This window comes from Ferranicluibacter rubi (genome assembly GCF_011603255.1).
Taxonomy (GTDB): domain Bacteria; phylum Pseudomonadota; class Alphaproteobacteria; order Rhizobiales; family Rhizobiaceae; genus Ferranicluibacter; species Ferranicluibacter rubi.
Map to the genome: position 1 here is coordinate 155,853 of NZ_JAANCM010000011.1, position 14,740 is coordinate 170,592.

Annotated in this window: 7 protein-coding genes; all 7 read right to left on the reverse strand. The window is 64.3% G+C overall.

Translation table 11 applies throughout. From position 1 onward, the window contains the following. Nucleotides 1-2 precede the first annotated feature (2 nt). On the reverse strand, nucleotides 3-1,265 hold the full coding sequence (gene glgC, locus G8E10_RS19765) for a glucose-1-phosphate adenylyltransferase (protein ID WP_110800945.1): 1,263 nt from the start codon (nucleotides 1,263-1,265) through the stop codon (nucleotides 3-5). Nucleotides 1,266-1,367: 102 nt separating this feature from the next. Then, nucleotides 1,368-3,569 carry a 1,4-alpha-glucan branching protein GlgB gene (glgB, locus tag G8E10_RS19770; protein ID WP_167130416.1) on the reverse strand — a complete coding sequence of 734 codons (2,202 nt, stop codon included), beginning with the start codon at nucleotides 3,567-3,569 and terminating at the stop codon, nucleotides 1,368-1,370. Further along, complete coding sequence (locus G8E10_RS19775; RefSeq protein WP_110800821.1) at nucleotides 3,566-6,031, reverse strand: glycogen/starch/alpha-glucan phosphorylase; 2,466 nt, start codon at nucleotides 6,029-6,031, stop codon at nucleotides 3,566-3,568. The genes glgB and G8E10_RS19775 overlap by 4 nt, the downstream gene beginning before the upstream one ends. Before the next feature lie 285 nt (nucleotides 6,032-6,316). Further along, complete coding sequence (locus G8E10_RS19780; RefSeq protein WP_281517692.1) at nucleotides 6,317-7,567, reverse strand: vWA domain-containing protein; 1,251 nt, start codon at nucleotides 7,565-7,567, stop codon at nucleotides 6,317-6,319. A gap of 195 nt (nucleotides 7,568-7,762) precedes the next feature. After that, on the reverse strand, nucleotides 7,763-8,641 hold the full coding sequence (locus G8E10_RS19785; protein WP_132448543.1) for a transglutaminase family protein: 879 nt from the start codon (nucleotides 8,639-8,641) through the stop codon (nucleotides 7,763-7,765). Nucleotides 8,642-8,750: 109 nt separating this feature from the next. After that, a complete protein-coding gene (locus tag G8E10_RS19790; RefSeq protein WP_167130417.1) occupies nucleotides 8,751-11,204 on the reverse strand; it encodes a circularly permuted type 2 ATP-grasp protein in 2,454 nt (817 codons plus the stop codon). Nucleotides 11,205-11,210: 6 nt separating this feature from the next. Next, complete coding sequence (locus G8E10_RS19795; RefSeq protein ID WP_167130418.1) at nucleotides 11,211-14,606, reverse strand: transglutaminase family protein; 3,396 nt, start codon at nucleotides 14,604-14,606, stop codon at nucleotides 11,211-11,213. Between the last annotated feature and the right edge of the window lie 134 nt (nucleotides 14,607-14,740).

The following is a 14,740-nucleotide window of genomic DNA, read 5'->3' on the forward strand; positions in this document are numbered from 1 at the left end:
CCTCACAGTCCCAGCTTGTCGATCATCGGTTGTGTGATCAGGCAAATGCCGTTTTCCGAGCGACGGAACCGCTTGGCGTCGAGTTCCGGATCCTCGCCGACGACGAGACCTTCCGGGATCACGACGCGGCTGTCGATGACGACGTTCTTCAGCTGCGCGTGACGGCCGATTTTGACGCTCGGCAGGATGACGGCGCCGTCGAGGCGGGAGAACGAGTTCACGCGGACGCCGGTGAAGAGCATGCTGCGGTTGAGCGATGCGCCGGAGATGATGCAGTCGCCCGAGACCAGCGAGGAAGTGGCCGAACCGCGGCGGTTCTCGTCGTCATGGACGAACTTCGCCGGCGGCTTGATCTCGGCAAATGTCCAGATCGGCCAGGTGCTGTCGTAGATGTCGAGTTCGGGTGTGACATGCGTCAGGTCGATATTGGCCTGCCAGTAGGCATCGATCGTGCCGACGTCGCGCCAGTAGGCCTCACGCTCGAAGTCCGAGCGCACGCAGGACTCGTTGAAGCGGTGCGCGATCGCCTTGCCGTGCTGGACGATGTAGGGAATGATGTCCTTGCCGAAGTCGCGGCTGGAGGTCGGATCGGCCGCATCGCGCCGCAGGATGTCCATGAGGAACTTCGTGTGGAACACGTAGATACCCATGGAGGCCAGCGCCATCTCCGGATTGCCGGGGATGCCGGGCGGGTCGGAGGGCTTCTCGACGAAGGCGATGATGCGGTCCTTCTCGTCCACATGCATGACGCCGAAGCCGGTCGCTTCCATGCGCGGGACCTCAAGGCAGCCGATGGTGACGTCGGCGCCGCTGTCCACGTGCTGCTGGAGCATCAGCTCGTAGTCCATCTTGTAGATATGGTCGCCCGCCAGGATGACCATGTACTCGACGCCGTGGTCCTCGATGATGTCGATGTTCTGGTAGACGGCATCCGCCGTGCCTTCGTACCATTGTGTTTCCGACACGCGCTGGGAGGCTGGCAGGATGTCGAAGCTCTCGTTTCGCTCGGGTCTGAAGAAATTCCAGCCGTTCTGCAGGTGGCGGATCAGCGAGTGCGCCTTGTACTGCGTGGCGACGCCGATGCGGCGGATACCCGAATTCATCGCGTTCGACAGCGCGAAATCGATGATGCGGGCCTTGCCGCCGAAGTAGACGGCGGGTTTGGCGCGACGGTCCGTCAGTTCCTTCAGACGGCTTCCGCGGCCACCGGCCAGAACGTAGGCCATTGCGTCGCGAGCCAGCGGCTGTATGCGTTTTTCCATGATATCCTCCCGATTTTGCGGTCTCTTGGCCGGTCTGCCCGCCCTCTCAAACGGGCCGACCGGCATATGCTTTCGTCTCGGCCGGATGCCCGGCCTCGTCGGTTTTCAGTCCTTCTCGAGCATCAGCGTGGCGAGCGGGGGCAATGTCAGGTCCGCCCGGATTTCACCCGATGCGGTGCGCACGGCATGAACCACGCCGCCATTGCCTTTGCCGCTGCCGCCGTAGATCTCGGCATCGGTGTTGACGATCTCGCGCCAGCGCCCTTCGCTCGGCAGCGGGATCGAGTAGACCTCGCGGTAGACGGGGGTGAAGTTCGAGATGACGGCGACGGCCTTCTCGCCCGGTGCCTTGCGCAGCCAGGCAAAGACCGAATTGTCGCTGTCGTCGGCGATCAGCCACTCGAAACCCTCGCCCTCGCAGTCACGTGCATGCAGCGCCTGCTTGTTGCGGTAGGTGCCGTTCAGGTCGCGGATCAGGCGGCGCATGCCCTGATGCAGGGGGTATTCGAGCAGGTTCCAGTCGAGCCCGCGCTCCTCCGACCATTCCGCCCACTGGGCGAACTCCTGACCCATGAACAGCAGCTTCTTGCCGGGATAGCCCCACATGAAGCCGTAATAGGCGCGGAGATTGGCGAATTTCTGCCAGTCGTCGCCGGGCATCTTCGCCACGAGCGATCCCTTGCCGTGCACCACTTCGTCATGGGAGAGCGGCAACACGAAATTCTCGCTGAAGGCGTAGACGAGGCCGAAGGTCAGGTCGTTGTGATGATGCTTCCGGTGGATCGCGTCACGCGCAAGATATTGCAGCGTGTCGTGCATGAAGCCCATGTTCCACTTGAACCCGAAGCCCAGACCCCCGGTATGGACCGGTGCCGAGACGCCCGGCCAGGAAGTGCTCTCTTCGGCGATCGTCAGGATGCCCGGGTGGCTGCCGTAAACCTCCTTATTCATCGTCTGGAGGAATCGCACGGCATCGAGGTTCTCGTTGCCGCCATATTCGTTTGGAACCCATTCGCCGTGCTTGCGGGAATAGTCGAGGTAGAGCATGGACGCGACCGCATCGACACGCAGCCCGTCGAGATGGAACTTTTCCGCCCAGTAGAGGGCGTTGTTGACAAGATAGGCGAAGACCTCGGCGCGGCCGAAATTATAGATTGCCGTGTTCCAGTCAGGGTGGAAGCCCTGGCGGGGGTCCTCGTGTTCGTAGAGGGCGGTGCCGTCGAAGTTGCGCAACCCGTGTGCGTCGACGGGGAAATGGGCGGGCACCCAGTCGAGGATGACACCTAGACCGACCTTGTGGGCGCCGTTGACGAAGCGGGCAAAGCCCTCCGGCTCGCCGAAGCGGGCGGTCGGCGCATAAAGGCCGGTCGTCTGGTAGCCCCAGGAGGGATCGTAGGGGAACTCGCTGATCGGCAGGAATTCGATATGTGTGAAGCCCATGTCCACGCAATAGGGGATCAGTCGGGCGGCCATCTCGTCCCAGCTCAGGAACGCGCCGTTGTCGCCGCGCTGCCACGAGCCGGCGTGCACTTCGTAGATGGAGATCGGCTGGCGACGCGGGTCGGCAGACGCCCAGTGCGCGCGGTGCGCCTCGTCTTCCCAGACCTGTGCGATCTCGGATGTAGTGACCGACGCCGTCTGCGGTCGCAGTTCCGAGCGGCGAGCGAACGGATCGGCCTTCAGCGGCTGCAGCTGGCCGTCCTGTCCGATGATTTCGTACTTGTACGGCGTTCCCGCGGGGACGTCGGGAATGAAGATTTCCCAGATGCCGGTGTCGAGACGCAGCCGCATGACGTGGCGGCGCCCGTCCCAGGCATTGAAGGCGCCGACGACCGAAACGCGGCGCGCATTCGGTGCCCAGACGGCGAAGTGGAAGCCATCGACACCTTCATGGCGGACCGGGTGGGCGCCGAGCTTGTCGAACAGGCGAAGGTGCGAGCCCTCGCGAATGTAGTAGTCGTCCATGGGGCCGAGAACGGGGCCGAAGCTGTACGGGTCGGTGACCGTCCAGCGTGCGTCCGCGTTTTCGGCCTTATAGCGTACTGGCTGCACCTTGCGCAGGCTCACCGTGCCTTCGAAGAAGCCGGCTTCGTGGCGAAGCGCCAAGGTGCCGAGGTCCTTGCCGGACAAGGTCTCGACCGAGACGCTGGTGGCGCCCGGCAGAAAACACCGGACGACGACGTCCTTGCCGACCGCATGAGGCCCGAGGCTTGCAAACGGATTGGTATGCGTACCCTCGATAAATGCTGCTACCTCGTCATCCGGCAGACGCGCCGGCGACGAGGCCTCTTTCAGCTCGGAGGTCATCCGGCTCTCCAAATCTCATCGGCATACTGCCGAATCGTCCGATCGGATGAGAACCAGCCCATCCGTGCGGTGTTGCGGATGGTCTTGCCGTACCATTGGCTGGGATTGGTCCAGATCGCATCCACTTCGCGCTGCGCCTTGGCATAGGCATCGAAGTCGGCCGCGACCATGAACCAGTCGTGAGAATAGATGCCGTCGATCAGGCCGGAGAAGCGGTTGCGGTCATCGGGCGAGAAGACGCCGGACGCGATCGCCTGGAGGGCCTGCGAAAGCTCGCGCGACGCCTCTATGACGGCCCGTGGTTCGTGGCCTTCCTGGCGCAGGTTGGAAACTTCTTCCGCGGTCATCCCGAAAATCTTGATGTTCTCCTCACCGACGCAATCGCGCATTTCAACGTTGGCGCCGTCCAGAGTTCCGATGGTCAGCGCACCATTCAACGCGAACTTCATGTTCCCGGTTCCCGACGCTTCCATGCCGGCGGTCGAAATCTGCTCCGACAGGTCGGCGGCAGGCACCATGATTTCTGCCAGCGAGACGTTGTAGTTCGGAATGAACACCACTTTCAGCAGGCCGCGTACCGCCGGGTCGTTGTTGATCACGCGCGCGACGTCGTTTGCCAGCTTGATGATGAGCTTGGCGTTGTGATAGCTCGGCGCCGCCTTGCCGGCGAAAAGCTTGACGCGCGGGACCCAGTCGAGCTCGGGATGCGAGCGGATCTGGTCGTAGAGCGATATCGCCTCGATGATGTTCAGAAGCTGACGCTTGTATTCGTGGATGCGCTTGATCTGGATGTCGAACATGGCCGACGGATCGATGCGGATGCCCATCCGGCTCTGGACGAGCTGAGCGAGCCGCACCTTGTTGTTGCGCTTGATGGCTGCGAAACGATCCTGGAAAACGGCGTTGTCGGCATGCGGGTCCAGCGCCTTCAAGGCCTCGGCGTCATCCATGAAGTCGTCGCCGATCGTCTCGCGGATCAGCGAGAACAGCTCGGGATTGCACTGCATCAGCCAGCGGCGCGGGGTGATGCCGTTGGTCTTGTTGTTGATGCGCTTCGGGTAGAGCTTATGCAGGTCGGCAAACACCGTGATCTTCATGAGATCCGTGTGCAGCGCCGAGACGCCGTTGATCGAATGCGAGCCGACGAAGGCGAGGTTGCCCATGCGCACGCGGCGATCGCCGCTTTCGTCGATCAGCGAGATGTTGCGCACCTGCTGGTCGCTGTAATTCGCCAATTTGCGTGCCTCGAGCAGGATCTTCGCGTTGATCGCGTAGATGATCTGCATGTGCCGCGGCAGCAGGCGCTCGAACAGCGGCACGGGCCAGGTTTCCAGCGCTTCCGGCAGCAGCGTGTGGTTGGTGTAGGAGAAGGTTCGGCGGGAGAGATCCCAGGCGGTGTCGAAATCGACGCCGTGGACATCGGTCAGCAGGCGTACCAGTTCGGCGACCGACACGGCAGGGTGCGTATCGTTCAGCTGGATGGCGACCTTGTCCGGCAGGGAGGTGAAGTCCGGATATTGCTGGAGGTGGCGGCGCAGGATGTCCTGCAGCGAGGCGGAGGAGAAGAAGAACTCCTGGCGCAGGCGCAGTTCCTGGCCGGCCGGCGTCGCGTCGGCCGGGTAGAGGACGCGGGCGAGCGCTTCGGCCTTGTTGCTTTCGCGCAGAGCGCCGATGTGGTCGCCGGCATTGAAGGCGTCGAGCAGGATGGGGTCGATCGGATGCGCGCTCCAGAGGCGCAGCGTATTGGTGCGCTTGCCGCGCCAGCCGACGACCGGCGTGTCGCAGGCGGTAGCGATGACGCGCTCGGCGGGCTTCCAGACGTAGCGGGTCAGTTCCTCGTCGATATTGACGGTCTCGACCGAGCCGCCGAAGCCGATTTCGTAGGAGCTTTCGCGGCGCTCGAACTCCCAGGGGTTGCCATGCGCCAGCCAGGTTTCCGGCAGCTCCACCTGCCAGCCATCCGCCATCTGCTGGCGGAAGAGGCCGTGCACGTAGCGGATGCCGTAGCCATAGGCCGGGATGTCGACGCTTGCCATGCTCTCCATGAAACAGGCGGCAAGCCGGCCGAGACCGCCATTGCCGAGCGCGGCATCGGGCTCCAGTTCGGCGACCACGTCGATATCGACGCCGAAGGAGGCGAGCGCTTCCTTCAACTCGTCCATCAGGCCGATATTGGTCACGGCATCGCGCATCAGGCGGCCGATCAGGAACTCAAGCGACAGGTAGTAAACGCGCTTGGAACTGTCGGTGTAGGCCTTGCGGGTGGACTCCATCCAGTTGTCGGTGATGCGGTCGCGCACGACCAGGATGGCGGCCGTCAGCCAGTCATGCGGCTTGGCGACCTTGGGGTCCTTGCCGATGCGGTAGGTCAGGCGCTCGATGATCTCCTGCGCCAGAATTTCGGCGCTCGACTCGCGGCGCGCGGCGTTCGGAATTTTCTCATTTGAGATACGGCTGACCATGGATCCGGGCTACCCTTTTGGACGTTGTTCCGACACCACCGAAGGCGCATGCCGACGGAGAATTCCAGCAATGTATGCACCGATACGAAGCGCTTGCAATAAGTGTTTTCAAGAGGATGTAAAATGAAGCCGGCGGGCGGCGGGCGCGTGCTCGGTGGCGCAAGGCTTCATCGCCGCCGCTTCCGATCCATCGGCCGCAGCGTGCTGCAACCGGATGATCTGCAAGTACGAAAAACCCGCGCGAACGGGTCGCGCGGGTTTGAAAGAGGTGACGTCGATGTCGGTTTACTGCGTCAGCCGGACCATGAGGTTGCTGGCCTTGTCGCCGATCGTCTTGAAGGCTGCGACGAGATCCTCGCTCTTTTCTGCCTGGAAGTAATAGGTCGGGTCCGTGGCGCAGCCCTGCAGAAGATCCTGGCCGCGCTTGGGTGCCTTGAAGGCGACGGTGAAGACCTTGATGCCGTCGTCGCGAGCCTTGTCGCAATAGAACTTCGTGGCGGCGTCGGATCGCATCGCCTGACTGTCGCCGGTTCTGTTCTGGTAGAAATTGTTCTCGCCATCCGTCATGAAGACGATGTACTTGGTCGGTGTCGCCCCGGTCTTCTGCGCATGGGCCTTCGTCTCCGTGTTTCCCGACAGGTCCCTGTAGGCAGAGGTGAATGCGTCGCTCGAATCTGTTCCTCCCTCTGCCACGAGGGTATTGACGTAGGTTCCCGTGCCGGCCGTTCCCCAGGCGAGCACGCCGGCTGCATCCTGCGCGTCGTTGTAGGAGACGGCGGAGGTTCTCACATAGATCGAGGTCGGATCGGCGGTCTTCAACTGGGTCAGTAGGCTGTTCACGGCCTTCTTGAGCGTCGCGATCTTTGAGACGTAGCAGGGCGTGCTCCACTTCGCGTAGGGCCAATAGGCCTCCTCGTAGATGTAGCAGCCATTGGTCGAGGTGTCCTTGGTGTCGGTCTTCCAGGCCATCGAGCCGGATCGATCGAGCACGAGCACCATCGACAGGGCGTTCTTCGTGTCCGAGACGCCTTCCGACTTTCCCGTGGCCGACAGGCTGATGCCGTTGCCGCTCACGAGGCGCGTCATGGCATTGAGGTCGATGGACAGGTTGGATTTGACGCTGATGTCGTAGCCCTTCGCGCCCGTCTGGAGGGTCTTCGGCTCGATCGTGACCGATGTGTTGTCGATCAGTAGCTTATCCGCCGCAGCCTGCTTTATGAGGGCTTCCGCCGCCGCGGGCGTACCGACCTCTATCGCGCTGGAATTGGTCTTCCGCATGGCCATGACCACGTACTCGTGCGCCGTTTCGCGGGCCTCGTCCACGCTCATATGTTTGTTGGCAAGGCCGGAGGCGGCGGCAAGTGCGCCGCTGTCCACCGCCGCCTGGAGTCGGTTTTTCTGGAGCACGATGTTGGTGGTGTCGATCGCCACGCCGGCGCCGAAGAGAACCACGGGAAGCGCTACGGCCGCCATCAGCGCGATGTTGCCGCCCCGATCCTCCAGGCAACGCCCGATCATGCCGAAAAATCGCTTCATGTTCCGCTCCTGCGCCCACGGTCCGCTTCGCGATATCGCGGAAGCCCATCTTGCTGCTTCGATATCACGGGTTCGTTGGCGACTGCTTACAAGAGCGCTTAAACTTTTACGGACAAGGCAGGCTTTCGGGCATGAACCTGTCTCGCATTGCGGACAGGTGGTGCAGAACAGGACAGATGAACGAGAAAAGGACCGTCAGGACACGGGGACGACATCGACGGCCTGGTCCGTCTTGTGGCTGCCGTAGCTCTTGAGGACGCCGATAACCGGCGCGACGTCCGAATAATCGCGGCCGTGGCCGACGACGATGTGATCCGTGCCGGCGGGCACATTGTTGGTGGGGTCGAGCTCCACCCAGCCCAGCATCTTGCCGCACCAGACGCGCACCCAGGCATGCATGGCGTCGGCACCTTCCAGCCGCTCCTTGCCCGGTGGCGGCAGCGTGCGCAGGAAGCCGCTGACATAACCGGCGGGAATGCCGAGTGCGCGCAGCGCGACGATCATGATATGTGCGAAGTCCTGGCAGACGCCCTTCTTCAGCCGGAAGGCCTCGATCGGCGTGCTGTCGACCGACGTCGCCTTGGGGTCGTAGGTAAAGTCCTTGTAGATCCGCTCGCACATCAGGCCGGCGATCTCGCGGACGGTCATTCCGGGCTTGACCATCCCCCGGGCATAGGCCGCGATCGTCGGGTCCTCGGCAAGGCGCGGGCTCGTTGCCAGGAAATGGTGGGGGGAGCCGGGATCGAGCGACCAGACGGCGCCGATCTCTGCGGGAAAGGCGGCGAGGTCCGGCGAGAAATCCGCCGTGGGCATCGCAGCTTCCAGCTGGACCCGCGCCTTCATATGGATGATCAGCTCGTCGTGAAGCTTGCGAAAGAGGATCGACGTCGAGGGGTTTTGAAAGAAATCCAGCATGTCGGTGCGTTCTTCGGGCACCGGCGTGCAGGTGACGGTGCCCGCCACCAGACGCTGGCGCGACGGCAGGGACAGCGGCAGCACGCGCACGATGTGGCGTCCGCCGGAAACCGGGATCTCGTAGCTATAGGTGATCTTGAGGCTGATATCGTAGAGCATGGATCCCCCGCGGTCTGGTCCGTCCCGACTCTATGCCCTGTTTGACGTTTCTGCGCATTCTAAAAGCGGCCGCGTCACGAAAGCATAAGACGGCTCGGATGGCGCGCCATCAGCTCAGATAGGTCTGCGCGAGAATGTCGGAGAAGCGTTCCATCTCCTTCTCGAGGTGCTCGTAGACCTCGCTCGTCATGCCCTCGGGCGTCATCACTGCGAGACCCGAATGCAGGCGCACCGCCTCACGGTAGAAGGGCGACATCTGGCCGTTCTGGTAAGCGTTCGGCAGCTGTTCGACCTCGGCGCGGATTTCGTTCAGCTGATAGAGGATGGAGCGCGGGTTGAGCGGATCGAGCGCCAGGAGGTCGGTGACCGTCAAAGGCGCGGTGTTGACGTTGTAGCGGCGGCGATGGGTCATGACGCTGTCGCCGATCTCCAGCAGCATGTCGAGCGCGCCGTCCGGCGCATCCCGGCCCGACATATGGCCGAGCAGGCGGGTCATGTGCATGCCGCGCTCGAGATAGCGGCCGATCGACAGGAAGCGCCAGCCGGTGAAGCGGTACATGTTTTCGTGCACGAGACCGGCAAAGCCGGCGAGCTTGCGCAGCAGAATGGTCATGGCGTGCGTCGCGTCGTCGCCGGCCTCTACCGTCGCGCGGAACTTGCGCACCGTCTTCGACAGGTCGTTGAGCGCCAGCCAGCCATCGGCCGAGAAGCGGTCGCGGATGTTGCTTGCCGAATAGAGCGCGCTGTCGATATTGGCGACGAGACTGTCGGGCACCGGCTGCGCCGAGTCGATGTCGAGCACCTTCAGATATTCGGAGACGTCCTTCAGCAGCGGCATTTCGCTGTTGGCGTTTTCGGCAAAGCGCCCGTGCCAGGCCCGCAGGATGCGCAGGGCGCCTTCCGAGCGCTCGATATAGCGGCCGAGCCAGAACAGGTTGTCCGCAGCCCGGCTCGGCAGGCTGCCGGGCATGGTGCGGATGAAGGTTTCGTCGGAGGTGAGGAGCGTGGTGCGCTCGACAGGGCGATCGCTGACGATCCAGACGTCGGCCGCCGAGCCGCCGGCCTGCATGGCGATAGCGGCGGCGTCCGCCCCACTTGAGATCCGGGCAAAGCCGCCGGGCATGACCTGCCAGCCGTTGCGCGTGCGGGCGAGATAGACGCGCAGGCTCATCGGGCGGGGCGTCAGCTTGCCATCCACCCAGGCGGGCGTGGTGGAGAGCGTGACGACTTCCTGGCCGACCAGCTTCTGCCCGTCATTGGCCAGCCAGTCGCGGATCGACAGCTTGGCGTTTTCGCGCATGGACGAGCCGAGTACAGATCGGCCGTTGTCGTCGAAGAAGGGGCGCGTGGAGTAGGCGGGGCCGATGACCATCTTCTCGATGTTGCGGGCCACCTGCTCGCGCTCGGGTTTCTGTCCGCACCACCATGTGGCGATGCTCGGCAGCAGCAGGTCTTCGCCCAGCAGATGATGGCAGATCGTCGGCATGAAAGCGAGGAAGGCGCGCGTTTCCAGAATGCCGGAGCCGAGGGCGTTGACGATGGAGACGGTGCCCGCGCGCAGCGCCGCGAGCAGGCCGGGGGTGCCGATGTGAGAGCGCTGGTCGAGTTCGAGCGGATCGGCGAAGGAGGAGTCGAGGCGGCGCCAGAGAATGCCGATCGGCTTCAGGCCGGCCACGGTACGCACCATCACGCGCCCGTCCACCACAGTCAGATCTTCGCCCTCCAGCAGCATGAAGCCGAGATAGCGGGCGATGTAGGCGTGCTCGAAATAGGTCTCGTTGGCGAGACCCGGTGTCAGCACGGCGATGCGGTCGTCCGGCGAGCGCTTGCGCATCTGCAGCGCATCGCGGAAGGCGACGAAGAAGCGGGCGAGACGGTGGACATGGGTCTCGGCATAGATGTCGGAAAAGGCGCGCGTGGTCGCCACCCGGTTTTCCAGCGCGAAGCCGGCGCCGGAGGGGGCCTCCGTGCGGTCGGCCAGCACCCACCAGTTTCCGTCCGGGCCGCGGCCGATCTCGAACGACACGAAATGCAGGAAGTTGCCGTCGGCCGGCTGCACGCCGACCATGGGGCGCAGGAACTCGGTATTGCCCGCGACCAGCGCCGGCGGCAGGAAGCCTTCGTTGACGAGCGTGTTCGGCCCGTAGATGTCGGCGGCGATCCGCTCCAGCAGGTCTGCGCGCTGGATGAGGCCAAGCGACAGCTCTTCCCATTCGCGTTCGGCAATCAGCACCGGGATGTGCGACAGCGGCCAGCTACGCTCGGAGTTCTCCTTGGTGCCGTAGGCGCGATAGAAGACGCCGGCGTCGCGGAGATAGCGGTCGGCCCGGGCGAAGCGGTTGGCAAGCTCCGCCTCGTCCATGCGGCCGATGGCCGAGACGAGATGCTGCCAGACGGGGCGGACATTGCCCTGCGCATCCACCATCTCGTCGGCGATGCCCGGCAGGGCGCGATAGTCGGCCACCGGGTTCCCCGTCCGCTTCGGGATACCAGCGGCCGTCCCGGCCAATCCCGCTTTGATGGCCTCCCCTTTGATGGTCCCGGCCGTCGGCTTCTGTGTCATGTCGTCCTACAGTCCCGCCGGCCGACGTAGATCGAGCGTGAAGGGGAACTCCGGCGACGGGGTTTCCGGCGTCAGCGCATAGCCGCCGGCCGTGTGGCCCCAGGGCTCGAACCGCGCCAAGCGCCGCGCCTCCGCCTCGTTGCCGTTGACCGGGAACGTATCGTAATTGCGGCCGCCGGGATGGGCGACGTGGTAGATGCAGCCGCCGATCGAGCGGCGCGACCATGTGTCGTAGACGTCGAAGGTCAGCGGGGTGTTGACCGGGAGCACCGGATGCAGGCCGGCTGCCGGCTGCCATGCCTTGTAGCGTACGCCGGCCACCGAGACGCCGTTGACGCCCGTCGGGGTGAGCGGCACCGGGCGGCCGTTGCAGGCCACCGTGTAGCGGCCGGGATTGGCGGTCTCGAATCGAACCTGCAGGCGCTCCACGGAGCTGTCGACATAGCGCACCGTGCCGCCGATCGCGCCCTGTTCGCCCATGACGTTCCAGGGCTCCAGCGCCTGCCGCAGTTCGAGCTTCGTGCCCTCATAGGTGACTTCGCCGCAGAAGGGGAAGCGGAACTCCAGCTGTGCCTCGAACCATTCCGGGCGGAAGTCGAAGCCATTGGCGCGCAGGTCGGCCAGCACGTCGAGGAAATCAGCCCAGACGTGATGCGGCAGCATGAAACGGTCGTGCAGGGTGGTGCCCCAGCGCACCAGCCTGCCATCGGCCGGGTTCTGCCAGAAGCGGGCGATGAGTGCGCGCACCAGAAGCTGCTGGGCGAGCGACATGCGCGCGTTCGGCGGCATTTCGAAGCCGCGGAACTCGACGAGGCCCAAGCGACCCGTCGGGCCGTCCGGGGAGAACAGCTTGTCGATGCAGATTTCCGAGCGGTGCGTGTTGCCGGTGACATCGGTCAGCAGGTTGCGGAACAGGCGGTCGGTCAGCCACGGCAAGGGAGCCGTGCCCTGGCCGGGCAGGGGCACCTGCGCCATCGCCGTTTCCAGTTCGTAGAGGCTGTCGTGACGGGCCTCGTCGATGCGCGGCGCCTGGCTGGTCGGGCCGATGAACATGCCGGAGAAGAGATAGGAGAGCGACGGGTGGCGCTGCCAGTGCAGCACGAGGCTCTTCAGCAGGTCGGGACGGCGCAGGAAGGGGCTGTCGTTCGGATTGCGCCCGCCGACCACCACATGGTTGCCGCCGCCGGTGCCGGTGTGGCGGCCGTCGATCATGAACTTGTCGGCGCCGAGGCGCGACTGGCGCGCTTCCTCGTAGATGACCGAGGTGATGTCGACGCATTCCTGCCAGTTCGCTGCAGGGTGCACGTTGACCTCGATGACGCCGGGGTCCGGCGCGACGCGCATGACGTTGACGCGCTCGTCGTGCGGCGGCGCGTAGCCTTCGATGTGGATGGCGAGGCCGAGGTCGCTTGCGGCGGTTTCGGCCGCGGCGATCAGGTCGAGATAGTCCTCGACCCGCTCCACCGGCGGCATGAAGATGCAGAGGCGGCCGTTCTGGGGCTCGACTGTGATCGCGGTGCGTACGGCGCCGCCGATTTCGGCGAGCACCTGCTCGTTGCGGTCCTGCTGGGCTTCCGCAGCCTGGAAGGATGCTTCGGCCATTGCCCGATCCGGCTTCGGCTCGGCTTTCTCACCGGGCTTCTCGGTCACACCGGCAGCACGACCCGGGCCGACGGGGAAGTCCGGCAGGGCGGTGCGGGGGATCGAGGGATCCGCCTCGTGGATATAGGGGAACTGCGACGGCGGGATGTAGGGTAGGGCACCGAGCGGGATGCGATAGCCGACAGGGCTGTCGCCGGGCACGAGGAAGATCTTGCCGCGGCGCGTGCGCCAGCGTTCGCTCATCCATTTACGCCCGCCCATCTGTCCGCCGGAGGCCTGTGCGTTCCAGGCCTGCACGGGCAGGACGAAGCCGGTGGGAACCGTCAGGCCGCGCTCGAAGACGCGGGCGATGCGGCTGCGCTCCTCGGCGTCCTTCAGCTTGGAATTCGACGGATCGACGTTCTCGGGCAGACTGCCTTCCTTGATGATCCATTCGGCTGGGTCCTCATAGGCCGGCAGAACCATGTCCGGCTCGATGCCGAGCGCGACGGCGATGCCGGTCAGAAGCTTTTCGGCCTCTTCCGGTCCCGCTTCGGTGTCCACGTCCTCGCGCGCGACGAGCTCGGGATTGCGCCAGATCGGCACGCCGTCCCGACGCCAGTAGAGCGAGAAGGTCCAGCGCGGCAGGCTTTCGCCGGGGTACCACTTGCCCTGGCCGTAATGGAGGAAGCCGCCGGGCGCAAAGCGCTCGCGCAGGCGCCGGATCAGATCGTCGGCCTTGCCGCGCTTGGTCGGGCCGACGGCGTCCGTATTCCATTCGCCGGATTCGAAATCGTCGATCGACACGAAGGTCGGCTCGCCGCCCATGGTCAGGCGGACGTCGTTGGCGGTGAGAGCGGCATCGACCTCATGGCCGAGCGCGTTCAGCGCATCCCAGCTTTCGTCGGAGAACGGTTTGGTAATGCGCGGATGTTCGGCGACGCGGTCCACCCGCATCTCGAAGGCAAATTCGGTCCGGGTGTCGGGATCGCCGGCGAAGCCGCCGGAAATCGGCGCGGCATTGCGGTAATGCGGCGTGGCTGAGAGGGGGATATGGCTTTCGCCGGTCAGGAGGCCGGAGGTCGGGTCGAGGCCGAGCCAGCCGGCGCCGGGAAGATAGACCTCGCACCAGGCGTGCAGGTCGGTGAAATCGACCTCGGTGCCGGAGGGGCCATCGAGCGCCTTCAGGTCCGGGGCAAGCTGTATGAGATAGCCGGATACGAAGCGGGCGGCGAGGCCGAGATGGCGCAGGATCTGCACCAGAAGCCAGCTGGAGTCGCGACAGGAGCCGAGCGCGTTCGTCAGCGTTTCCTCGGGCGTCTGCACGCCGGGTTCCATGCGGATGACGTAGTTGACGGCCTGCTGCAGGCGCATGTTGATGCCGACGACGAAATCGACCGTGTTCATCGGCGTCCGGTCGAGGCCGTCGAGATAGGCCTGCAAGGCGGGGCCGGCCGGCTCGGGCTGGCTGTAGATGGCAAGGTCTTCGCGAATGTCCTCGGGATAGTCGAACGGCCAGGTCTCCGCGCTCTCTTCGACGAAGAAATCGAACGGATTGTAGACCGTCATGTCGGCGACAAGATCGACCTCGATCTTGAACTCGGTCACCGGGTCGGGAAACACGTACCGCGCGAGATAGCTGCCATAGGGGTCCTGCTGCAGCGTCACGAAATGGTTGGCGGGCGTCACCTTGAGGGAGTGGCTCAGCACCTTCGTCTTGGAATGCGCGGCCGGCTTGAGGCGGATTACCTGCGGGCCGAGGCGGACCGGCCGGTCATAGGTATAATGAGTCAGATGGTAGATGCTGGCTTTGATCGACATGCGGTCCCCTCGATGACGGATGGAATGTGTGCAATGCAACGAAATAAAGCAAGGCTGAAAAATCGGCAGGTCGGCCGCGGCTCTGCCATCGCACCCAGATGCAAAATGACCCGACCGAGCGATGCCCGGTCAGG

What these genes read in the sequence shown, in the direction of transcription:
- G8E10_RS19795 (WP_167130418.1), bottom strand. Translation starts at nt 14,606, where the DNA reads ATGTCGATCAAAGCCAGCATCTACCATCTGACTCATTATACCTATGAC.
- G8E10_RS19790 (WP_167130417.1), bottom strand. Translation starts at nt 11,204, where the DNA reads ATGACACAGAAGCCGACGGCCGGGACCATCAAAGGGGAGGCCATCAAA.
- G8E10_RS19775 (WP_110800821.1), bottom strand. Translation starts at nt 6,031, where the DNA reads ATGGTCAGCCGTATCTCAAATGAGAAAATTCCGAACGCCGCGCGCCGC.
- G8E10_RS19780 (WP_281517692.1), bottom strand. Translation starts at nt 7,567, where the DNA reads ATGAAGCGATTTTTCGGCATGATCGGGCGTTGCCTGGAGGATCGGGGC.
- G8E10_RS19785 (WP_132448543.1), bottom strand. Translation starts at nt 8,641, where the DNA reads ATGCTCTACGATATCAGCCTCAAGATCACCTATAGCTACGAGATCCCG.
- glgB (WP_167130416.1), bottom strand. Translation starts at nt 3,569, where the DNA reads ATGACCTCCGAGCTGAAAGAGGCCTCGTCGCCGGCGCGTCTGCCGGAT.